The following is a 20,899-nucleotide window of genomic DNA, read 5'->3' as shown; positions in this document are numbered from 1 at the left end:
CCGCACGGAGGGAGCTCACCCCGGCATGCTCGGATTCCTGCAGAAGATGTTCGACGGCAACGACCGCGAGGTCGGCCGCCTCGAGAACGAGGTGGTCGGCGCGGTCAACGCGCTCGAAGCGGACATGGAGGCGGTCGACGACCTCGTCGCGGCCTACGCCGCACTGAGGGCCCGCCGCGAGGGCGGCGAGACCCTCGAGGCGCTCCTGCCCGAGTCGTTCGCGCTCACGCGCGAATCCGCGAAGCGCTACCTGGGCCTGCGGCACTACGACGTGCAGTTGATCGGGGCGGCGGCGCTCCACTACGGCCGCATCGCGGAGATGAAGACCGGGGAGGGCAAGACCCTCGTCGCGACGTTGGCGTTGGTCCTGAACGCCTTGGACGGCATGGGGAGCCACCTGGTCACCACGAACGACTACCTGGCGCGGACCGGCGCGGAGTGGATGGGGCCGGTCTATCGCGGCTTGGGGTTGACGGCCGGCGTCATCGAGCACGGGCACGACAACGCCACGCGGCGCGAGATGTACCGCCGCGACGTCACCTACATCACGAACTCGGAGTTGGGCTTCGACTACCTGCGCGACAACATGGCGTTGCGCCCCGACCAGCTCGTGCTGCGTGAAGAGACGCCGATGCACTACGCGATCATCGACGAGGTCGACTCGATCCTCATCGACGAGGCGCGCACGCCGTTGATCATCTCCGGTCCCGCGGAGGTCGCCACCGACAAGTACTTCACGATGGCGAAGGTCGCCAAGCAGCTCGAGCGGGGCGAGCCGGGCGAGGGGGAGGACGTCCCCCCCACCGGTGACTACACGGCGGACGGCAAGACGAAGGACGTCCACCTCACCGAGCAGGGCATCGCCAAGGCGGAGGACCTGCTGAAGATCGACGACATCTTCAGTCACGAGAACATGGAGCTCGGCCACATGCTGCGCCAGGCGTTGCGGGCGAAGGAGCACTACGCCATCGACCAGCAGTACGTGAAGGACGAGGCGGGCGGCATCGTCATCGTCGACGAGTTCACCGGCCGTCTGATGCCCGGGCGTCGCTTCGGGGAGGGCCTGCACCAAGCGATCGAAGCGAAGGAGGGCGTCAAGATCGAGCGGGAGAACCAGACGCTCGCGACGGTGACGTACCAGAACTTCTTCAAGCTCTACGACAAGATCGCCGGGATGACGGGGACCGCGAAGACCGACGAGAAGGAGTTCCAGGAGATCTACGAAAGCGACGTCCTCGTGATCCCCACCAACGAGCCGGTCGTCCGCAAGGACTTCGAGGACGTCGTCTACCGCACGGTGCAGGGCAAGTTCGAAGCGGTCGTCGAAGAGATCGCGGAGATCCACGCGACCGGCCAACCGATCCTCGTCGGCACCGTCACCATCGAGGCGTCGGAGACGCTCGCGACGATGCTGAAGCGGCGCGGCATCCCGCACGAGGTGCTGAACGCGAAGTTCCACGACCGCGAAGCGGAGATCGTGTCGCAGGCCGGCCGGAGTGGGGCCGTGACGATCAGCACCAACATGGCGGGGCGCGGGACCGACATCGTGCTCGGGGGGAACCCCGAAGCGCTCGGTCGGCAGCTGCTGGCGCGCGAGGGGTTCGACCGCTACGACAGCGACACGGAGTTGTTGATCAAGTCGGTCATGCGCGACCGCATGGACGACGCGCAGGCGATCGCCCGCCGCCTCGAGGGGCTCCCCCCCGACGTGCTCTCGAAGCTCGAACGCCTCCGCGACGAGGCCCGCGCCGACCAGGAGAAGGTCCTCGCGGCGGGCGGCCTGCACATCATCGGGACCGAACGGCACGAGGCGCGCCGCATCGACAACCAGTTGCGCGGCCGCTCCGGCCGGCAGGGCGACCCCGGCTCCAGCCGCTTCTACGTCTCCTTCGAGGACGACCTCATGCAGCTCTTCGCCAGCGAGCGGGTGCTCGGCATGATGGACCGCCTGGGGATGGACGACACCCAACCGATCGAAGCGAAGATGGTGTCCGGCGCCATCGAACGCGCCCAGAAACGCGTCGAGGACCGCAACCTGGGGATCCGCAAGCAGCTGCTCGAGTACGACAACGTCATGAGCAAGCAGCGCGAAGTGATCTACAAGCAGCGGCGCGACATCCTGCTCGGCAACGACATCGCCGACGACGTCCAGGACATGATCGCGGAGTACGTCGACGCGCAGGTGCAAGCCACCCTCAACCCGCAGCTCGAGCCCGAGGAGATGGAGATCGGCGAGTTGCGCCAAGCGATCCTCGACGCCCTCCCGCCGCTCGAGGGGTTCGACTTCGAACGCCTCCGCGGCATGGATCCCGACGACGCCACGGACCTCCTGGTCCCGGAGATCGAGGCGGCGTACGCCGCGCGCGAAGCGGAGTTCGGGAGCGCCCTCATGCGCGACCTCGAGCGCTACATCGTGCTGCAGACCGTCGACCAGCACTGGAAGGAACACCTGCACGCGATGGACGTCCTGCGGCAGGGGATCGGCCTGCGCGGGTACGGCCAGCGCAACCCGCTGCAGGAGTACGCCTTCGAGGGCTACAACCTCTTCGAGGAGATGAAGGCCACCATCCGCCTGAACGTCGCGAAGTTGTTGTTCCGCGTCCAGGTGCAGAGCGACACCTCGCTCGAGCGGACCGAGACCCGCCGCAACGTCACGTACGACGACGGCGGGACCCCCGCCGGCCTCGCCGCCCTCACGGGCGCCGCGAGGGGCGGCCAGGCGCAGAGCAAGACGAAACCGGTCGAGGTGGGCGACAAGGTCGGGCGGAACGACCCGTGCCCCTGCGGCAGCGGCAAGAAGTACAAGCACTGCCACGGTCGGGCCGCCGCCTAGTGCCCCCCGACGACGGCGACGATCCCCGGACACCGTTCGTCGAGGCGCTCCACGCCCGCATGGAGGCGCTCGGGACGGCGGTTTGCATGGGGATCGACCCGCGGCCGCACGCGCATCCCTCGACCCACCCGGACCGGTTCGGGGGGGACGGCGCGCAGGTCGCGAAGGCCGTCACGGCCTACCACCGGGCCCAACTGGAGGCGGCGGCGGACCACCTGGCGTGCGTGAAGTTCCAAGCGGCGTTCTTCGAGCGGCTCGGCATCCCCGGCTGGATCGGCCTCGCGCAACTCCTGGTCGACGCCCGGACGCTCGGGCTGCCCGCCATCCTCGACGCGAAACGCGGCGACGTCGGCAGTACCGCCGACGCCTACGCCGACGCGTACCTCCGCGACGGTCCGTTCGTCGCCGACGCCCTCACGGTGAACCCGTACCTCGGGATGGACGCACTGGAGCCGTTCGCGGCGGCGGCGGAGGCGGAGGGCCGCGGGCTGTTCGCCCTGGTCCGTACCAGCAACCCCGGCGGCGCGGACCTGCAGGACCTCGCGCTGGCCGACGGACGCTCCGTCGCCGACCACGTCGCCGACCTGTGGACCGCCCGCGCGCGGGAGGGACGCCTCGACGTCCGCGGGTACGGGCCGTTCGGGGCGGTGGTGGGCGGGACGCATCCGGACGCCCTCGCCCGCGCGCGGGCGCGTCTCCCCCACGCGGTCCTGCTCGTGCCCGGCTACGGTGCGCAGGGGGCGGACGCGACCGACGTCGCCGCCGCCTTCGACGCCGACGGGTTCGGGGCGGTCGTGAGCGCCAGTCGGAGCCTCACGCACGCGGGCGGGGACGACCCCGCCGCCAGCGCTCGGACGGCGGCGGCCGCCATGCAGCGCGCCGTGCGGGACGCGGTCGCTGCACGCGGCCCCTGACGCGAGCGCGTCAGAACCCGGCGATCTCCAGGACCGTCGTGAGCAACGCGTCCGGATCGACGCTGGACCGCACCTGCGGCACGACCGACGCCCACACGAGGAACGGAAGCGGGGGGCCGGCGAACCAGGCGTGGAAGCGGTCCGCGTCGCGGACCGCGGGGTGGTCGAACCGCACCGCGTCGGGGAGGTCCGCCGCGTCGATCCAGACGCCCGGCAGGTCGCGCCCGTCGGGGCCCTCCGGCGCGAGGTAGGCGTAGCGCTCCGGCGCGTTCCCCGCGACGTCGCGCAGCGTCGCGGCCGGCACCGCGATCCAGCCGTCCGGCGTCACGCGGCACGACCCGAGCGCCGCCCACGCCTCGGGCGCGTACGGGTCGTCGGGCGGCGCGTCGAGCCGCCGGACGGTGAGGCGTTCCAACCACGGGCTGGCCCAGTAGGTGCCCTGCGCGACGACCTCCCCGGGGGCCGCCTCGAGGAGCACGGCGTACGCCGTGACGGCCTCCGCCGCGACGTCGGTCCAGGCGCGCCAGGCGTCCACGTCGGGCGTCCCGGGCGGCACCGCCACCCCGTACGCGGCGCTCGCGACCGCCAACAGGTCGACCTCGTCGTCGCCCGCACGGACGCGCTCGAGGAGCGTCCGGTCGGGCCCCTTCGCGAGGACCGACGCCGCGTCGGGCAGCGCCCCCTCGATCGCCAGCAACGCCTGCGCCGCCGGGTCCGCCGCGGCGGGGGGACAGCCGTCCGGCTGCGCCGTCCCCCACCCCGACGTCGCGACCACGACGCAGGCCCCGAGGAGGGCGCGGACCGCACCGCGGCGGGGGGCGCGCCGCCTCACTCGGGTGGGAGCCGTTCGCTGCTTTGGGCGGGGTGCGCGATCTCGTACGCGCTGCCGTCCGCCGTCGCCGCGCGCCCCGCGTCGTCCGCCTCGACGACGACGGTGTCCCCCGCGAACAGGTACACCGACCCGGGCGGGTCGCCGGCCTCCAGGCGGTAGTCGAGCGCCTCGCCGCCCCCGCGGACGGTGACGCGCAGGTCGAGGTCGAAGGCGGGGGCGACGTCGTACCGGCCTTCCTCGTCGACCACGAAGCGGTCGACGTCCCCGATCGTCTCGATCGCGTGCGCCGCGACCGCGTCGTTCCGGAGGCGTACCGCGCCGTCGGGATCGTCGTTCGTCGGTTCGGCCGGGTCGTAGAACGCCATCCCGGCGGCGTAGACGTCGGTCCAGGCGCTCCCGAAGCCCGAGCGCTCCACCTCGACCGTCACGACCTCGGGGACGTCGGGCGCGGGCACCGCCACGCACGGTCCCGCCTCGCACCGCCACGCACCGGGGTCGGTCGGTTCGACCGTGATCGCCGGGACGGCGAAGGGGACGACGTCCCCCTCCACGAACCGGTTGGCGACCACCGACGAAGCGACGACGCGACCGCTCGCGTCGCGCAGGCGCAGGACGTCGCCGTCGGTCATGAAGACGACCTGATCGCCATCGAAGCGGGAGATGCGGACCTCCCACGACGCGGTCTCTCCGTCGCTCAGGAACGCCTCGTCGAACGGCGCCGCGTCGCGCAGGTCGGCCACGTCGGGGGTCGGGCGCTCGTAGGTGGGGCCGGGCGTGATGGTGATCTCGCACGCGGCGAGCAGGACCGCGGCGAGGGCGGCGGCGAGGGCGGTACGGACGGCGGACGACGTGGCGGGACGCATGACCTCCTCCAGGTTCCTCCCGCGTGAGCGGGACCCCTTCATCCTAGACGCGGACCGAACCGCGGCCGGTGGCCCACGCACCGGCGTGGGGGCCTGGGCGGGCGCGTCGCCCTCGCGCCCCGCGCCCGTCCGCCGCCGCCGGTGCGCCGCCCCGACCGCCTACTCGAGGACGAGGAGGTAGGGGTACAGGTCGGGGGCGCCGGGATGCACCTCGATCTCGAGGTCCTCGACCGCCGCCTCGAGGCGCTCCGCGGTGGCCTGCGCCACCGACACCTCGACCGACGCGGCGTGGAACAACGTGCCGACCTCCGCCTCGTCCTCCCCCTCGAGCATCCGCGCGAGCACGTCCTCCGCGGCGTCCGCGGCCACGACCAGCGTCCCGTCGCGAAGCCCGATGAACTGCCCCTCGGTGACGGCGACGCCGTCGAGGGTCGCGTCGCGACTCGCGAGGGTCACCTCCAGCGTGCGGGACGCCTCCGCCGCCGCCATCATCCCCTCGACGACGCCGTCGACGTCGCCGTCCTCCTGGAACGCCACGGCGGCCGCGAGGCCCTGCCCCAACGTCCGGGTGGGCAGCACCCGCACGTCGCGGTCGGGCACCAACTCGTCGACGCGCTCGGCGGCCATCACGATGTTCTTGTTGTTCGGCATCACCAACACCGTCTCCGCGCCGACCGAACGGACGGCGTCGGCGATGTCCTGCACCGACGGGTTGTTCGTCTGCCCCCCACCGACCACGCGCGCCCCGAGCGAACGGAAGGCGTTCGTGACGCCGTACCCGTCGCTGACCGCGACCATCGCGAGGGCGGGCGCCTCCGCCTCGGTCATCTCGACGCCGGCCAGGATTTCGCTGTGCTGCTCGCTCATGTCGTCGACCTTCGAGCGCACCATGTGGCCGTACCGGCCGACCTCGGCGAGGAGCCGCTCGGGTTCCTCGGTGTGGATGTGGCCCTTGACGAACCCCTCGGCACCGACCACCAACAACGAGTCGCCGTACGGCGCGACGAGCTCCTGGATGACCTTCGTGGGGACGTCCACGTCGGAGAGCAGGAATTCGGTGCAGTACCCGAACGCCTCCTCCTCGAACTGTTCCTGCGCCCGCCGCTCGACCTTCGGGGGGGGCGGCAGGTCGCGCCGTTCGAAGTGCGCGATGAGCCCCTCCACGATCCGGAGCAGGCCCAACCCGCCGGCGTCGACGACGCCGGCCTGCTTGAGCAGCGGCAGTTGGTCCGGCGTCCGCTCGAGCGCGGTTTCGCCCGCGGCGTGCGCCACCTCGAGCAGCGCGACGGGGCCCTCGCCCCCCTCCACCTGCGCCGCACGCTCGCCGAGCGCCTTGCACACCGAGAGGATGGTGCCCTCGACCGGCTTCATGACCGCGGCGTACGCCGCGTCGGTCGCGCGCTCCAGCGCCTTGACGAGGGTCGTTTCGTCCAGCGCGTCGGCCCCCTTGATGCCGTCGGCGAAGCCCTTCAGGATCTGCGAGAGGATCACGCCGGAGTTACCGCGCGCGCCGAGCAGCGAACCGTACGCGAGCGCGTGCGCGAGGCGATCCATGTCCTGCGGGTCCTCGTCGGCGACCTGCCGGCGGACGCTCTGCATGGTGAGGTGCATGTTCGTGCCGGTGTCGCCGTCCGGCACCGGGTAGACGTTCAGGGCGTTCACTTCGTCGACGTGAACGCCCAACCAGTCGGTCGCGAAGGCGAAGGCCGACGCGAGCGACGTCGCGGTCACCGGTTCGCGTTGGGCGGCGTCAATCACGCGACACCCCCGCCACCCGGACCGTGACGTCGGCGACCTCGACGCCTCCGTAGTGCTCGGAGGCGTAACGCACGCGCTCCTCGACCGATTCGGCGACCACCGGGATGTTCACGCCGTAGGCGACGACGACGTGAAGGACGACGTCGGGGGCGTCGTCCTCGTGCTCGCGATCGATTTCGACGCCCTCGTCCGCCTGGCGGACGCCGAGGATGCGGCGGATGCCGTCCCCGAAGCCGGCGGGCGCCATCCCGACGACGCCGGGCACCTCGTGCGCCGCAAGGCCGATCAGGGTCGCGAGCGCATCGTCGGAGACGTGCGTCGCATCGACCGGCGCAGCGGTCTCGAGCGGGGTGGGGTCGGTCGAATCCGTGCCCGACGGGTCGGGCGAAGGGGTTGCCGTCACGTGGACCTCCTCCGAGGCGACGCGGATGAGGGCTCGGGTGCCGGCGTCCGCACACCGACCGCGTCCACCGGGTTGGGTGGCGCCAGTCTACCCCGGCGGGCCGCTCAATCCCAACGCTCGACGTCGATGCGGACCGCATCGACGCGCGCACCGAACGTCGCGGCGTACGCCGTCGCCGTCTCGAGCACGCTGCGGCACTGCGCGGCGTCGGCGTTGATCACCACCAGACCGATCGTCTCCCGGTCGAGCCGATCGACGCCCGCGAGGCGCGCCACCGACACGGGGTAGCGGCGCCGCAACCGCTCGACGAGCGGCGTGACGACCCCCCGCTTGTCCTTCTTGCTGCGCGCGTCCGGGGTGTGCACGTCGAACGTCGCGACCCCCACCCACGTGACGGGGAGTCCCCCGTCGCTCACGCGCCGCGGTCCCCCCCACCGCGCGACCCCAGGATCCGCACGAACGTCGTCACCGGACGGACCGTCCAGTCCGCCGCCACCAACCACGCCGCGGTCGCGGCGTCGCCCTCGGGGATCTCCGCGACCAGGTCGTACACCGCCGCGTCGTAGGCGCTCTTCGTGACCGCCTCCAGCAACGCGGCGCGGACCGCGTCCGCCTCGTCCGCCTCGGCGTGCGCACGAAGCGCGAGGCGGGCGAGGCGCACCGTGGGGCGCTCCCCGTCCCAGACCGCCGCCGCGAGGGCGAACCCGGCGATCCCGGCGTCGTCCTCGGCGACGAAGGCGTGCCCGGTCCGGGCGTAGAACGCGACCGCGCCCCGGCCGGGCGCCGCGTCCGCGAACGCGCCGAGGGCGTCGCCGTCGCTTACGTCGAGCGGTCGGACGCGGACCATGCCCCGCTCTTTCCCCCCTCCTTCGACAGCAACCGCACCGCCTCGATCGCGATGCCTTTGGACACGCTCTTGAGCATGTCGTACAGCGTCAACGCCGCGACGCTCGCCGCCGTCATCGCCTCCATTTCGACGCCCGTCCGGGCGTGCGTCGCCGCGGTCGCGGTGAAGCGGACGACGTCCCCTTCGCGGGTCGCGACGACCTCGCAGCGGTCGAGCGGCAGCGGGTGACACAGCGGGATCAGGTCGGCGGTGCGTTTCGATCCGTGGATGCCGGCGAGCTCGGCGACCGCGACCGGGTCGCCCTTCGCATTCGGAGCGTCGAGGGCGTGCACGGCGTCGGCGGGGAGGCGGACGGTGGCTTCGGCGACGGCGACGCGGGCGCTGGGGGCCTTCGCGCCGACGTCCACCATCCACGGGTGCCCGTCGCGAAAGTGGGGGCCTGCCATGCCGGGAGCCTACCCCGGCCGCCCCCGGAGGCGCGCCAACCGCGCGTCGCTGCGCGCCCCATCCCAGGGGGCGTAGCCGGCCTCGACGAAGTACAGCGCGTACGGCGCGACCGCCTGGCCGGCGCGCCGCCGATCCTTCGCCTCGAGGATCGCGGGGATCGCCTCCGGCGCGAGCCGGCCGGTGCCCACGCGCAGCAACGTCCCCGCAATCGCACGGACCATGCCGCGCAGGAACCCGTCGGCCGCGACGTGCAGCTCGAGGTCCCCGTCGCGCTCGCGAAGCTCGCACAGCAGCAGCGTCCGAACCCGCGAGCGGGTCTCCTGCGTCGCGAGGCTGGAGAAGTCGCGCGTCCCCAGGAACGCAGGCGCCGCCCGCTGCATCGCGGCGACGTCCAGCGGCACGTGCACCATCAACACCCGGGCGCGGTCGAGCGCCACCCCACGCGGCGCGTCGCGCACGACCCGCATGCGGTACAGGTACCGCCGGTACGTCGCCCCGAACTGCGCCTCGAACGACGTCGGCACGTCCTCGACCGCCAGGACCGCCACGTCGCGAGGGAGGTGCGCGTCGAGCGCCAACCGCAACTTCTCCGGCGGGAGGGCGCTGCGGGTGTCGACGTGCGCCGTCATCGCCAACGCGTGCACGCCGGCGTCGGTCCGCCCGGCCGCGTGCACCCGCCCGTGCGGGCCCGGGAGGCGCGCCAGGGCCGCCTCGAGGGTGTCCTGCACCGTCCGCTCCCCCGTGGGTTGCGACTGCCACCCGCGGAAGTCGGTCCCGTCGAACTCCACCGTGAGGGCGACGCGGCGCCCGTCCGGCGCGACGCTCACCGGAGGCCGCCCCCGAGCAGCGCGTCGGCGGTCCACGGCGCGGCGACCCACGCGCCGTACACCGCGGCGAGGGTCACCCCGGCCTCGACCGCGGCGGGCGGGACCCCGCCCGCGACGAGGGGGCGTGCGGCCGCGCTCCCGGCGGCCAGGACGGCGGCCGCGGCGCCCAACCCGGCGGCGGCGGTCGCCGCCCGCCGCAGCGGACCCCCGCGCGGCGCGTGCCGACGCAGCAACGGCGCGGTCGCGACCCCGGCGAAGGCGCCCGCCAACCGCGCCGCATCGGGCGTCGGCACCAGCAGGACACCGGCGAGCGGCACGCCGACGCCCAAGGCCCCCTCCGCGACGCTTGGGAGGCGGACGCCGAGCGCCACCAGACCGACCGCCCCGGCGGCGATCGCGACGCCGATCCCGACCCCCGCCAGGACGTCGGGGACCGTGTGCACGCCCAGGTAGGGCCGCGTCCAGGCGACGCCCACGACCCCCGCGACGGCGAGCAGTCCGAAGCGGCGACGGCGGACGTGCCACGCCGCGAACGTCCAGAAGGTGGCGCTCACCTGCGCGTGCCCGCTGGGGAACGACGCGTGCGGAGCGGTCTCCGCCGCGCCGGGCAGCCGCAGGAGCGACGGGTCCAGCTCGAACGGGCGGGGGGCGTCCACCACCCCCTTGAGCGCCTGGTTCGTCCACTGGCTCACGACCACCGCCAGCGCCAGACGGCGCCCCGCCCCCGCGTCGATCGCCAGGTACGTCACGCTCAACGCGGCGACGAAGAACGCCTCCGACCCGACGTGCGTCCCGATCATCGCGACGCGGTCCAGCCACGGCGTGGCGACGCGTTGCAGCAACTCGATGCCGGTCATGGCGCCCTCCTCGGGCCGCCGAGGATACCAAGGCGCACGGTGCGCGACGACGTCGGGCGGGCCGACGTGCGACCCTTCCCGCATGGCGTTACCCCCCTCCGGCGACACGATCGCGGCGATCGCCACCGCGGCCGGCGAGGGCGCGATCGGGATCGTCCGCGTCGCGGGCCCCGACGCGTTCGACGTCGCCGACGCGGTCTTCCGCCCGCGCCGCGGTCGCCCCCCGAGCGCCCGGCCCGCCGGCCGCATCGTGACCGGCCGCGTCACGCGCGACGGCGCGGTGCTCGACGACGCGGTGTTGCTGCCGTTCCGCGCCCCCCACAGCTACACGGGGCAGGACGCCGTGGAGCTGCAGACGCACGGCGGGCCGGCGGTGCTCCGAGCGGTCCTCGACGCGTGCCTCGCCGCCGGCGCCCGACCGGCCGGACCGGGCGAATTCACGCTCCGCGCGTACCTCGCCGGCAAGCTCGACCTCGTGCAGGCGGAAAGCGTCCTCGCGGTCGTGGAGGCCCGCAGCGAGCGGGCGCGACGCAGCGCCGCCGACGGCCTCACGGAACGCCTGTCGCAGGAGCTGCTCCACCTCGAGGCTGCCCTCACGGCGGCGTACGGCGACGTCACGGCGGTCCTCGATTACCCCGAGGAGGGGGTCGAGCTCCGCGACCCGCGCCCGCGCATCATGGGGGTCCGCGAGCGCATCGCGGCGTTGCTCGCCACCGCCGACGCTGCCGCCCTCGCGCGCCGCGGCGCGCGGCTCGCGATCGTTGGGCGCCCGAACGCCGGCAAATCGAGCCTCCTGAACGCCCTCCTGGGGTTCGACCGTTCGATCGTGTCCGACGTGCCCGGCACCACCCGCGACTACCTGGAGGCGCCCCTCGAGCTGCGCGGCGTCCCGGTGACCGCCATCGATACCGCCGGGGTGCGCGAGAGCCCCGACGCGATCGAGTCGGTCGGCGTCGAGCGTGCGCTCGACCTCGCCGAGAACGCCGACCTGGTGCTGGGCTTGTGGGACGCGAGCCGCCCGCTGGAGGCGGAGGACCGCGCGCTGTGGGACCGCCTCCCGCAGGGGCGGACGCTCGCGGTCGCCTCGAAGGGGGATCTGCCCCCCGCATGGGACCCCGCCGCGCCCGGCGGCGGCCTCCCCGCCGCCCTCCCCGTCAGCGCGACCACGGGCGACGGCATGGAGGCGTTGGTGGACGCCGTGGCGGAGGCGCTGGTGGGGAGCGCCACCGGCGAGGAGGTGTGGGTGACGAGCGACCGACACGTCGACGTCCTCCGCCGCGTCGACGCGGCCCTCGCCCGGGCCCTGGAGGCCCCCGACGACCTGATGGCGATGGACGTCCAGGACGCGCTGGTGGACCTGGCGTCGTTGACGGGACGCGGCGACGTCGCCGAAGCGACGCTCGAGCACGTGTTCGCGAACTTCTGCGTCGGGAAGTGACCCCCCGGGGGCGCCGCCCTCAGGCGGCGTCGACCTCGCGGGCGGCGTCCTGGGCGGCGGCCCGCACCGCTTCGGGGAACGACGCTTGGATCTTGGCGAGGACGGCGTCGGCGGTGACGTCGATCATGCGCAGCAGGGCCCGCCCGCCCCAGTGCCGGCTGGTCGGCAACGACAGGTGGATCTCGACGTCGAACGCGTAGCGCAGCACGGTCCCGTCGCCGTCCGGCTCGACGCGGCCGCGCCCACCGACGCGCGCCCAGCCGGGCACGTCGTCCAGGTCGAGGCCGACGAGGGCGCCGCCGTCCTCGGTCGGTTCGACGCGGCTGCGGAAGCGGAGCCGCTGCTGCCCGAAGAGGGCGGCGTTCACCGGCAGCATCGCGGACACGACGCCGTCGTCGCCGACCTCCAAGCGCTCCAGGAAGTCGGCGTGCCGGAGGCTTCGCTCGACGTCCCGCACGAAAGCGATCGCCGGGTCGGGCGGCAGCGTCGACGGCACGTCGAAGGCGACGCGGCGTTCGAGCTTCACGCGCCCCGCGCCTTCGGGGACACCCACTCGACGCGCACGTCGCCGGACGCGAGCGCGTCGGCCAGTTCCGCGTCGGTGGCGTTGCGGAGTTTCGGGAGGTCGGCGAACGCGTGCGCGGCGCTGGGGAGGCCGACCCGGACCGTGACGGGGGCGTCGTCGGACGTGCGTCCGACCCGCCACACGAGGTTCGCGGCGAGCGCGTCGAGCTGATCGGCCGTGACCCCGGGGGCGGCGTCCGCCGGACCGGCGTCGGACGGGGTGGACGTCCCCTCGGCCGGCGCGTCGTCGCCGCGGCGCAGGTCGTCGTCGTTCATGCCCGTAGGGTACCGCAGGGACGGGGCGCGCCCCCGTCGCCGCGCGTGCTACGTTCCCGTCCGTGCCTCGTTCGTCCCCCCCCGACGCCCGCCGCCCGCGCCGCGCGGCCCTCGCCACCGCTGCGCGGGGCCTGGGGATCGGCGCCGCCGACCTCGTCCCGGGCGTGTCGGGCGGCACGATGGCGTTGATCCTCGGGATCTACCCGCGCCTGATCGGCGCCCTCGCGGCGTTCACCGCCGCACCCTTCCGCGCCGCGGTGCGGCGCGGCCACCTGGCCGCCGCCTGGCGCGCGGTCGACGGCGGCTTCCTGGCGGCGCTCGCCGCCGGGATGGCGGTCGCGATCGTGGGCCTCGCCGGCGCCCTGTCGTTCGCCCTCGCCCGCTACGAGGTGGCGGTCTACGGCGCCTTCTTCGGCCTGATCGCGGCGTCCGCACCGCTCGTCTTCCGACGGGTCGCGCGCCCCGGTCCGCGGGTGTGGGGCGCCGCCGCCCTGGGGGCCGCGGTCGCCTGGAGCCTCGCCGGCCTCGTCCCGATGGAGGCGCCCGGAGGGCCGCTGGTGCTGGCAGCGTCCGGCGCCGCGGCGGTCTCGGCGTTGCTGCTTCCCGGCGTGTCGGGCGCCTTCGTGCTGCTCCTCCTGGGGCAGTACGAACGCGTCCTGAACGCGGTCGCCACCCTCGACCCGGGCGTACTCGTACCGCTGGCGCTCGGCATGATCGCCGGCGGCCTCGCCGCCGCGCGCGGCCTCGCGTGGGTCCTGACCCGCTACCCCGACCCGACCCTCGGCCTCCTGGCGGGCTTCCTGGTGGGGGCCCTGCGGAAGGTGTGGCCGTGGCAGGGGGACGGCCTCGTCGTCCCGCTGGCCGCCCCGGCGTCGCTCGCGGACGCGGCGCTCGGTGTGACGTTCCTGGCGCTCGGCGTCGCTGCGGTCGTCATGCTGGAGGCGAGCGCCGGGCCCCGGTCGCGGGACGTGGGGTCGGCGCCGCCTCCACGCGGCTGAGCCTTCACGTCGTTCATGCGGGACTCGTGATCCTCTCAGACGCGGATGGCATCCTGACGTTTCGGTCCGCTCGCGGACCCACACCCCGCACCGAGGAGGCCCCATGTTCCGACATCGCTCGACCCTCGCCCTCGCCGGCGCCCTCGCCGTCACCCTCGCCACGTTCGGGGGGCCGGCCCTGGCGCAGGCCACGTCCACGTATGCACCGCTCCTCGAGAGCGAACGCAACACCATCGACGTCGTCGAGCGCTACGCCGACTCCGTCGTCGCGGTGAACGTCCGCGTCGAGGGCCGCATCACGAACCCGCTGGAGGACATCCCCGAGGACCAGATCCCTCCGTTCTTCCGGGAGTTCCTGCCGCAGTTCGAGCAACGCGAACGCCCCCGCCAGGGGTCGGGCAGCGGCTTCGTCGTCGACGCGTCCGGCGCGATCGTGACGAACTACCACGTCGTCGACGTCGCGCTGGAGGACGCCTCGGTCGTCGAGCGGGACGGCGCAGACCTGAGCGTGTCGTTCCCCGACGGAACCGAAGTGCCCGTCGAGGTCGTCGGCGCGAACGCGCTGTACGACCTGGCCCTGCTGGTCCCGGAGGACGCCGCCGACCTGCCCCAGGACCTGCGGCCGATCCCGCTGTCCGAGGACGCGCCCCGCGTGGGGCAGAAGGTGATCGCGATCGGCAACCCCTTCGGCTTCGAATCCACGGTCACGACCGGGATCGTGTCCGCCCTCGGGCGGACCCTGCAGGGGGTCGGCGAGATCGCGTCGCCGCTCGTGCAGACCGACGCCGCGATCAACCCCGGGAACTCCGGCGGGCCGCTCCTGAACGCACGGGGGGAACTCGTGGGGGTGAACACCGCGATCATTCCGAACGTCGGCGCGACCGGGCAACGGGGCTCGCTCGGCATCGGCTTCGCGGTGCCCGCCGCCACGCTCGCCGGCGCCCTCGAGGAGCTCCGCGACGGGGGCTACGTCAGCGTCCGCACCCGCGCCCGCCTGGGCGTCACGGTCCGCGACGTCGCGACGTACCCCGACGCGATCCGCGAACGCCTCGACCTGCCCGACCGCGGCGTGGCGATCATCGAGGTCGCGCCCGGCGGGGCGGCGGACCGCGCCGGCCTGCGCGGTAGCGGTTTCGGCATCGAGGTGAACGGCGCGACCTTCCCGGTCCCCGAGGACGTCGTCGTGGCGATCGACGGCCGGCCGGTCGAGGCGGCGGAGGACCTGCAGCGCGCCGTGTTCGCGCTTCGCGAGGGCGACGTCGTCACCCTCCGCGTCGCGAGCGGCGGCGACGTGCGCGAGGTGGACGTCACGCTGGCGGTCGTCCCCGAGGAGGACGACGGCTGAGCGTCGGTCCCGCGATGCACGGCCCGGTACCGCCGCCCCCGTTCGGGGGCGGCGGTGCTACCTTGCGGGCATGAGCGAACGACCCCACGTGGCGTTGGTGTTGTCCGGGGGCGGCGCCCGCGGGTTCGCGCACATCGGCGTGATGCAGGCGCTCGAGGCGCGCGGCATCCGGGTGGACGCGATCGCGGGGACGTCGATGGGCGCGATCCTCGGGGCGATGTCCGCCGCCGGGCACGACGCCGACGCGATCTACGCGATCGCCGACGGTCTCGGTTGGCGCGACGTCCTCGACCTGAGTTTCGGGGCGGGCCTGCTGAAGGGCGACAAACTCCGGCGCTTCCTGCAGGACCGGATTCCCGCGACGTTCGATGCGCTCGACGTGCCCCTGGCGGTGACGACGACCGACATGGAGACCGGCGAGGAGGTCATCCTCCGCGAGGGCGACCTCGTCGAAGCGGTGCGCGCCTCGAGCAGCTTCCCCGGCGCGTTCGAGCCGGTCGTCGTCGGGGGGCGGACGCTGGCGGACGGGGGGATCGTGAACAACCTCCCGGTCGCGGCGGCCGCCCTGTTCGAAGCGGACTACGTGATCGCCAGCGACGCGACGCCGCCCCGCCGGTCGGCGTTCGACCCGGCACCCGACGACGACGGGAGTTGGTGGGAGCGGATGGCGGCGACCGTGCGCCTCGAGCGGCGCAGCCCGATGGCGCAGATGCTGCTCCGCTCGACCGACGTCATGCAGGCGATGCTGACCGACCTGCAGTACACCTTCCACCCCGCCGACGTCCGCATCGCGATGGACATGCCGCAGTACCGCATGGAGTCGTTTCGCGACTTCCGAGCGATCGCGGCGTTGGGTCGCGAGACCAGCGAACGCACCCTCGACGCGCTCGAGCGCGAGCGTCCCGAGAAGGCGCCCCCGATCGCGGCCAGGCGGTAGACTCCCCGGCATGCCCGAGCCCTCCCCGCGCGACGCCCGCACCGGGCGCGCGACGCCCCCCCGTTGGCGCGCCCGACTCCTCACGGAGGTGCGCGGGTACGCCGAAGCGCTGGCGATCGCGTACCTCGTCGTCACGTTCGTGTTCAACACCGTCGGCGTGGTCGGCGTCTCGATGAGCCCGAACCTCGATGGGGGCCGGTCGGGGGGGAGCGTCCTGTCGGCCCTCCTGACCGGAGACCGCGTGTTCATCCCGAAGTACGACACGTGGCTGCGCCGCGCCGGGGCGTTGGGGCCGTACGCCCGCGGGGAGATCGTCGTGGTCCGCGAACCGGCGAACGCCCCGACCGCGCAGGAGCGCGACCGACGTCCGTTCTTCATCAAGCGCGTCATCGCGCGGTCCGGCGACACCTTCCGCCTGGACGACGGCGTGACGATCGTGAACGGCGTGCCGGTCGATCAGGGCTACATCGAGGATTCGGGCGACATCACGGCCGATCGGATCGACTTCCCCGTCGTCACCGCCCGGGACGGCGTCGTGACGCACCTGCACGTCGGGTTCGCGCAAACGATGCGGGGGACCGCCGTCCCGCAACTACCGCTCGACGGACGCATCCCCGAAGGCGTTCCGGTGGACGACCCCCGCGTCCAGCTGTACTACGGCGAGGTGGTCGAGGCGTTGGCGCCGGTCCCGGACGACGCGCCGGAGGGCCGAGCGTTCCTGCACGAGGTGGTGATGCCCGAATCCAGCTACTGGGTGATGGGCGACAACCGCCAGACGTCCGCCGGCGGGAGCGAGGACTCGCGGTACTTCGGGCCGATCGACGCGATCACCGTCGCGGGCCGCGCGACCGCCGTCATTTGGCCGCCGCGGCGCGACGGGGCGTGGAACTGGCGGGGGCTGGGGCCGCCCCCGGCGTTCGACGCCGTTCCGGCCGCCCCCTGACGTCGGCCGCCCGACGCGTGCGGGCGAAGGTCCGTCAGGCGGTGCGGCCGTCCAGGCCGAGCGCTTCGGCGCGGTCCTGCATCGCCTCGAGGACGAACGCGGCGTGCTCCCAGAGGTCCACCCCGAGGGCTTCGGCGCCGTGGCGCACCTCGTCGCGGTTCACGCCCTTCGCGAACGCCTTGTCCTTGAACTTCTTCTTGAGGCTCTTCACCGTCTGCTGGCGGACGTCCTTGTCGGGCCGCACCAGGACCGCGGCGGTGACGAGGCCGGTCAGTTCGTCGCAGGCGTAGAGCACCTTCGCGAGGCGCGACGTGCGCGGCACGCCGGTGTAGTCGGCGTGCCCGAGGATCGCGTCGGTCAGGGCGTCCGGCCAACCGTGCTCGCGGAGGTACGCCACGCCGACGTACGGGTGGCCCTCGGGGCCCGGGTCGGGATGGCGTTCGTAATCGAAGTCGTGCAGGAGCGCCGTGGCGGCCCACAGGTCGACGTCGGCGCCCTCGGCGTGCGCGTACGCGACGACGGCGGCTTCCACCGCCCGCATGTGTCGACGAAGGGATTCCGACGGCGTCCACGCCTCCATGAGGGCGAGAGCGTCGTCGCGCAGGGGTCCGGCGGTCGGGGCGTCGCTCATGCGCGGGAGGCTAGCACGCCGCCGTCACGACGCCCAGCGGACGCCGACGTCCCAGGGCGACACGAGGTCCTCGTGCACGGGGTACACCCGCACCCCGAAGGCGAGCCGGCCGCTGACGCGCGGCGCGAACCGCGCGCCGTACACGACGCTCCCGTCGGTGTTGCGGCTGCGGGCCTCCATGGCGACGACGTCGAACGCCTCCTCCAGACCGTCGGCGTCGGGGCCGTACACGACCTCGACGCGCAGCTCGACGTCCTCGAGGCTGCGGGCGTGCAGGACCGCCTCGACGTCGACCTCGTCGCCGATCCGCCGCACCGCGTCGTGCGGCGTGTCGGCCGCGAGGAACACGTCGCTCCAGCCGCTCTCGACCCGCTCCCGCCACGCCGCGAGCGCGCGGGCGCGGGCGTGGTCGCCCTCCGCCATGCGCGCGTCGCGGGCGCTGGCGGGGCGGTAGGCGCCCTCGACGTAGTCGCGGACCATGCGTTGGGCGTTGAACACCGGCGTGACGCTCGCGATGGCGTCGGCGGCGCGCGCCATCCAGGTGCGCGGCACGCCGGCCTCGTCGCGGTCGTAGTAGCTGGGCACCACCTCGCGCTCGAGGAGGTCGTAGAGCGCGTCGGCGTCGGCGGCGTCCATCCGGTCGTCGTCGGCGTACGCGGCGCCGTTCCCGATCGCCCAGCCGTTCCGGCCGTCGTACCCCTCCGGCCACCAGCCGTCCAGGATCGACAGGTTCAGGACGCCGTTCATCGCCGCCTTCTGGCCGGACGTGCCCGACGCCTCGAGCGGCCGGCGGGGGGTGTTGAGCCACACGTCGACGCCGCGCGTCAACGCCCGCCCGAGCGCCATGTCGTAATCCTCGGCGAAGAGGATGCGGCCCTCGAAGCGCGGGTCGCGCGACAGCGCGTCGATCCGCTCGATGAGCGCCTGTCCGGGCGCGTCGGCGGGGTGCGCCTTCCCGGAGAACACCAGCTGCACGGGGCGGTCGGGATCGGCGAGGATGCGCTCCAAGCGGTCCAGGTCGTGGAAGATCAACGTCGCGCGTTTGTACGTCGCGAAGCGGCGCGCGAAACCGATCGTGAGGCGCTCGGGATCGAACAGCGCGTCGCTGTCGTGCTGCGCGGTCGGGGACGCCTGCTGGCGGACGCGTTGGGCGCGCACGCGCCGCCGCAACAGCCGCACCGAGCGGGCCTTCATCTCGCGTCGGACCGCCCACAACGCCGCCGGGTCGACGTCGCGGACCGGCGCGAACGTCGCGGGGTCGTCGAGGCGGTCGCGCCAGTCGCTGCCGAGCGTGGCGTCGTGCAGCCGCTGGATCTCGGGGGCGATCCAGGTGCGGGCGTGCACGCCGTTCGTGACGTGCCGAATCGGGACGTCGTGGGTCGGGACGTCGGGCCACAGGTCCGACCAGATCCGCCGGCTCGTGTGCCCGTGCAGCTCCGCGACGCCGTTGCGGAACGAACTGAAGCGCAGCGCCAACGCGGTCATGCTGAACACCGGACCCCACCCGTGGTCGGCGCGCCCGAGCTCGTGGAAGTCGTGCTGGCGCAAGCCCAGCGCCCCCCACCACCCCCCGAACGCCTGGTTCACCAGGTCGAAGGCGAACGCGTCGTTGCCGGCGGCGACCGGCGTGTGCACCGTGAACGCCGTGCTCGCCACGACCCGCTCCCGGGCCGTCGCGAACGACGCGCCGTCCGCGACGAGTTCGCGGGCCCGCTCGAGCGGCATGAACGCGCTGTGCCCCTCGTTCATGTGCCACGACGTGGGCGAAATCCCCAAGGCCCGCAGCATGCGGACCCCACCGACCCCCAGGATCATCTCGTGCGCGATGCGGGTGCGTTGGTCGCCGCCGTACAGGCGCTGCAGCAACGCCCGATCCTCGGCGTCGTTGCCGTCGTGATCGACGTCCAGCAGGTACACCGGGACGCGGCCCACGTCGAGCCGCCAGGCCCGCACCGCGAGGGGGCGCCCGAACGCCTCGACGTGCACCTCGGCGACGTCGCCGTCGGGCGTGGTGGCGAGCGTGAAGCCGAGCGTCGCGGGGTCCAGACGGCGGTAGACCGCCTCCTGGGTCCCGTCGGCGGCGATGCGTTGATGGAAGTACCCCTCGGGGTACCAGAGGCCGACCCCGACGAGCGGCACGCCGAGGTCGCTGGCGGCCTTCGTGTGGTCGCCGGCGAGGACGCCGAGCCCGCCGGAGTACAGCGCGACCGCTTCGCTCCAGCCGTACTCGGCGCAGAAGTACGCGTACGTCTCCCCCGCCGCGCGCGCCGCGTCGTAGGGGCTCGGGCGGCTCAGGGCGTGACGGAAGGCGTCGTCCGCCGCCCGGACCCGCGCGACGAAGGCGTCGTCCTCCGCCGCGGCGTCGAGGCGCGCCTGCGGCACGTCGCGCAGGACGCGGGCCGGCGTGTGGCCCGACGCCTCCCACACGTCCGGGGCGAGGTCGCGGAACAACGCCCGCACCTCCGGCGTCCAGGTCCAGTACAGGTTGTGCGCCAGGTCGCGCAGGGGGGCGAGCGGTTCGGGCAGGTTCGGGAGCACGGTCAAGCGACCGAGGATGTGCATGGGACGTCCTTCCAGGCGCGCGGCCCGGGCCGCGCAGCCGGGGCGGAGTGTACCACCGGCCCCGCCCCCGCCCCCGCCGGCGTGCGAGGCTGACGGCATGACGCATCGCAGCACCGGGCGCCGGGCGCGCGGCCCGCGGCCGGCGGCGCGCGCGGTCCTCGCCGCCCTCCTCTGCACCCCGTTCGCGGTGGCGCAGACGCCGACCGTGACGGGCGCGCTCGCGGTCGGGACGGTCGCGGTGGGGGGCGGCGCGCCCCCGTTCGCCGCATCCCTCCGGGTCGGCGTCGAGGACCTCCGCCGCTCCGGCGCGGTCCTGGACGTCGCCGCCGTCGTCGGGCCGACCGTCGGGTTGGACGCCGCCGCGCGGTACGCAGCGACGGCCGGCCCGTTGGGGACGGGGATCGTGGAGGGCGGCTTCGGCGTCCGCGCCGACCGGTCCGGACCGGTCGCGTGGGCCGGAGGCGCCACGGTGCGCGGGGGGCTGGGCCCGGTCGCGGGGCGCCTCGCGCTCACGCACCGAGGCGGCGCCGCCCGCACCCTCCGCGGCGCGTGGGGCGCGCAGCCGCCCGCCACCTCGACGGCCGCGGAGGCGGCGCCGTTCGGTCCGGCCCCCGTCGCGCGGGG

Annotated in this window: 21 protein-coding genes; 8 read left to right on the top strand and 13 right to left on the bottom strand. The window is 74.1% G+C overall.

The window, feature by feature from the left end:
• Positions 1 to 25: 25 nt before the first annotated feature.
• Complete coding sequence (gene secA / locus RI554_00675; GenBank protein MDR9390523.1) at positions 26 to 2,833, top strand: preprotein translocase subunit SecA; 2,808 nt, start codon at positions 26 to 28, stop codon at positions 2,831 to 2,833.
• Positions 2,833 to 3,747, top strand: a complete 915-nt coding sequence (gene pyrF, locus RI554_00670) for an orotidine-5'-phosphate decarboxylase (protein MDR9390522.1) — start codon at positions 2,833 to 2,835, stop codon at positions 3,745 to 3,747. The genes secA and pyrF overlap by 1 nt, the downstream gene beginning before the upstream one ends.
• Before the next feature lie 10 nt (positions 3,748 to 3,757).
• On the opposite strand, the gene RI554_00665 is transcribed toward pyrF, so the two are convergent.
• The 9 genes from RI554_00665 to RI554_00625 all read right to left on the bottom strand — a co-directional run bounded on the left by RI554_00665 (position 3,758) and on the right by RI554_00625 (position 10,581).
• On the bottom strand, positions 3,758 to 4,579 hold the full coding sequence (locus RI554_00665; GenBank protein MDR9390521.1) for a hypothetical protein: 822 nt from the start codon (positions 4,577 to 4,579) through the stop codon (positions 3,758 to 3,760).
• Positions 4,576 to 5,442 carry a hypothetical protein gene (locus tag RI554_00660; GenBank protein ID MDR9390520.1) on the bottom strand — a complete coding sequence of 289 codons (867 nt, stop codon included), beginning with the start codon at positions 5,440 to 5,442 and terminating at the stop codon, positions 4,576 to 4,578. Before RI554_00660 ends, RI554_00665 begins: the two co-directional genes overlap by 4 nt.
• A 159-nt stretch (positions 5,443 to 5,601) precedes the next feature.
• On the bottom strand, positions 5,602 to 7,200 hold the full coding sequence (locus RI554_00655; GenBank protein ID MDR9390519.1) for a DAK2 domain-containing protein: 1,599 nt from the start codon (positions 7,198 to 7,200) through the stop codon (positions 5,602 to 5,604).
• Positions 7,193 to 7,603, bottom strand: coding sequence for an Asp23/Gls24 family envelope stress response protein (locus RI554_00650; GenBank protein ID MDR9390518.1), 411 nt, complete (start codon positions 7,601 to 7,603; stop codon positions 7,193 to 7,195). The genes RI554_00655 and RI554_00650 overlap by 8 nt, the downstream gene beginning before the upstream one ends.
• 104 nt (positions 7,604 to 7,707) lie before the next feature.
• Positions 7,708 to 8,019: a DUF503 domain-containing protein gene (locus tag RI554_00645; protein MDR9390517.1), complete on the bottom strand. Its 312-nt coding sequence runs from the start codon at positions 8,017 to 8,019 to the stop codon at positions 7,708 to 7,710.
• Entirely contained in the window at positions 8,016 to 8,450 is a 435-nt protein-coding gene (locus tag RI554_00640; GenBank protein MDR9390516.1) for a DUF1999 family protein, read from the bottom strand. The genes RI554_00645 and RI554_00640 overlap by 4 nt, the downstream gene beginning before the upstream one ends.
• Positions 8,423 to 8,896: a cyclic pyranopterin monophosphate synthase MoaC gene (moaC, locus tag RI554_00635; GenBank protein ID MDR9390515.1), complete on the bottom strand. Its 474-nt coding sequence runs from the start codon at positions 8,894 to 8,896 to the stop codon at positions 8,423 to 8,425. Before moaC ends, RI554_00640 begins: the two co-directional genes overlap by 28 nt.
• A gap of 9 nt (positions 8,897 to 8,905) precedes the next feature.
• On the bottom strand, positions 8,906 to 9,724 hold the full coding sequence (truA, locus tag RI554_00630) for a tRNA pseudouridine(38-40) synthase TruA (GenBank protein ID MDR9390514.1): 819 nt from the start codon (positions 9,722 to 9,724) through the stop codon (positions 8,906 to 8,908).
• On the bottom strand, positions 9,721 to 10,581 hold the full coding sequence (locus RI554_00625) for a phosphatase PAP2 family protein (protein MDR9390513.1): 861 nt from the start codon (positions 10,579 to 10,581) through the stop codon (positions 9,721 to 9,723). Before RI554_00625 ends, truA begins: the two co-directional genes overlap by 4 nt.
• 82 nt (positions 10,582 to 10,663) lie before the next feature.
• Here RI554_00625 and mnmE point away from each other — a divergent pair, with 82 nt between their 5' ends.
• The gene (gene mnmE / locus RI554_00620) at positions 10,664 to 12,019 is read left to right on the top strand and encodes a tRNA uridine-5-carboxymethylaminomethyl(34) synthesis GTPase MnmE (protein ID MDR9390512.1); all 1,356 of its coding nucleotides are present in this window, start codon (positions 10,664 to 10,666) and stop codon (positions 12,017 to 12,019) included.
• A gap of 19 nt (positions 12,020 to 12,038) precedes the next feature.
• On the opposite strand, the gene RI554_00615 is transcribed toward mnmE, so the two are convergent.
• Positions 12,039 to 12,545 (bottom strand): DUF3809 family protein, encoded by a 507-nt coding sequence (locus RI554_00615; protein ID MDR9390511.1) that lies wholly within the window; start codon positions 12,543 to 12,545, stop codon positions 12,039 to 12,041.
• Positions 12,542 to 12,859 carry a DUF3248 domain-containing protein gene (locus RI554_00610; GenBank protein ID MDR9390510.1) on the bottom strand — a complete coding sequence of 106 codons (318 nt, stop codon included), beginning with the start codon at positions 12,857 to 12,859 and terminating at the stop codon, positions 12,542 to 12,544. Before RI554_00610 ends, RI554_00615 begins: the two co-directional genes overlap by 4 nt.
• A gap of 62 nt (positions 12,860 to 12,921) precedes the next feature.
• Here RI554_00610 and RI554_00605 point away from each other — a divergent pair, with 62 nt between their 5' ends.
• From RI554_00605 to lepB, 4 genes are all read left to right on the top strand, one after another.
• Positions 12,922 to 13,857: a DUF368 domain-containing protein gene (locus RI554_00605; GenBank protein ID MDR9390509.1), complete on the top strand. Its 936-nt coding sequence runs from the start codon at positions 12,922 to 12,924 to the stop codon at positions 13,855 to 13,857.
• Positions 13,858 to 13,960: 103 nt separating this feature from the next.
• Positions 13,961 to 15,202 (top strand): trypsin-like peptidase domain-containing protein, encoded by a 1,242-nt coding sequence (locus RI554_00600; protein ID MDR9390508.1) that lies wholly within the window; start codon positions 13,961 to 13,963, stop codon positions 15,200 to 15,202.
• 70 nt (positions 15,203 to 15,272) lie between these two features.
• Complete coding sequence (locus tag RI554_00595) at positions 15,273 to 16,139, top strand: patatin-like phospholipase family protein (GenBank protein ID MDR9390507.1); 867 nt, start codon at positions 15,273 to 15,275, stop codon at positions 16,137 to 16,139.
• Between the two features lie 10 nt (positions 16,140 to 16,149).
• A complete protein-coding gene (lepB, locus tag RI554_00590) occupies positions 16,150 to 17,082 on the top strand; it encodes a signal peptidase I (protein MDR9390506.1) in 933 nt (310 codons plus the stop codon).
• 34 nt (positions 17,083 to 17,116) lie between these two features.
• Here the strand turns inward: lepB and RI554_00585 are convergent, their stop codons facing one another.
• On the bottom strand, positions 17,117 to 17,713 hold the full coding sequence (locus RI554_00585) for an HDIG domain-containing protein (GenBank protein MDR9390505.1): 597 nt from the start codon (positions 17,711 to 17,713) through the stop codon (positions 17,117 to 17,119).
• A gap of 24 nt (positions 17,714 to 17,737) precedes the next feature.
• Positions 17,738 to 20,275 (bottom strand): alpha-glucan family phosphorylase, encoded by a 2,538-nt coding sequence (gene glgP, locus RI554_00580; GenBank protein MDR9390504.1) that lies wholly within the window; start codon positions 20,273 to 20,275, stop codon positions 17,738 to 17,740.
• 97 nt (positions 20,276 to 20,372) lie between these two features.
• Here glgP and RI554_00575 point away from each other — a divergent pair.
• Positions 20,373 to 20,899: hypothetical protein (locus RI554_00575; GenBank protein MDR9390503.1), on the top strand; the 527-nt coding region annotated here is incomplete at its 3' end.

This window comes from Trueperaceae bacterium (assembly GCA_031581195.1).
Lineage (GTDB): Bacteria > Deinococcota > Deinococci > Deinococcales > Trueperaceae > SLSQ01.
This window is presented reverse-complemented; position numbering and strand designations above follow the sequence as displayed.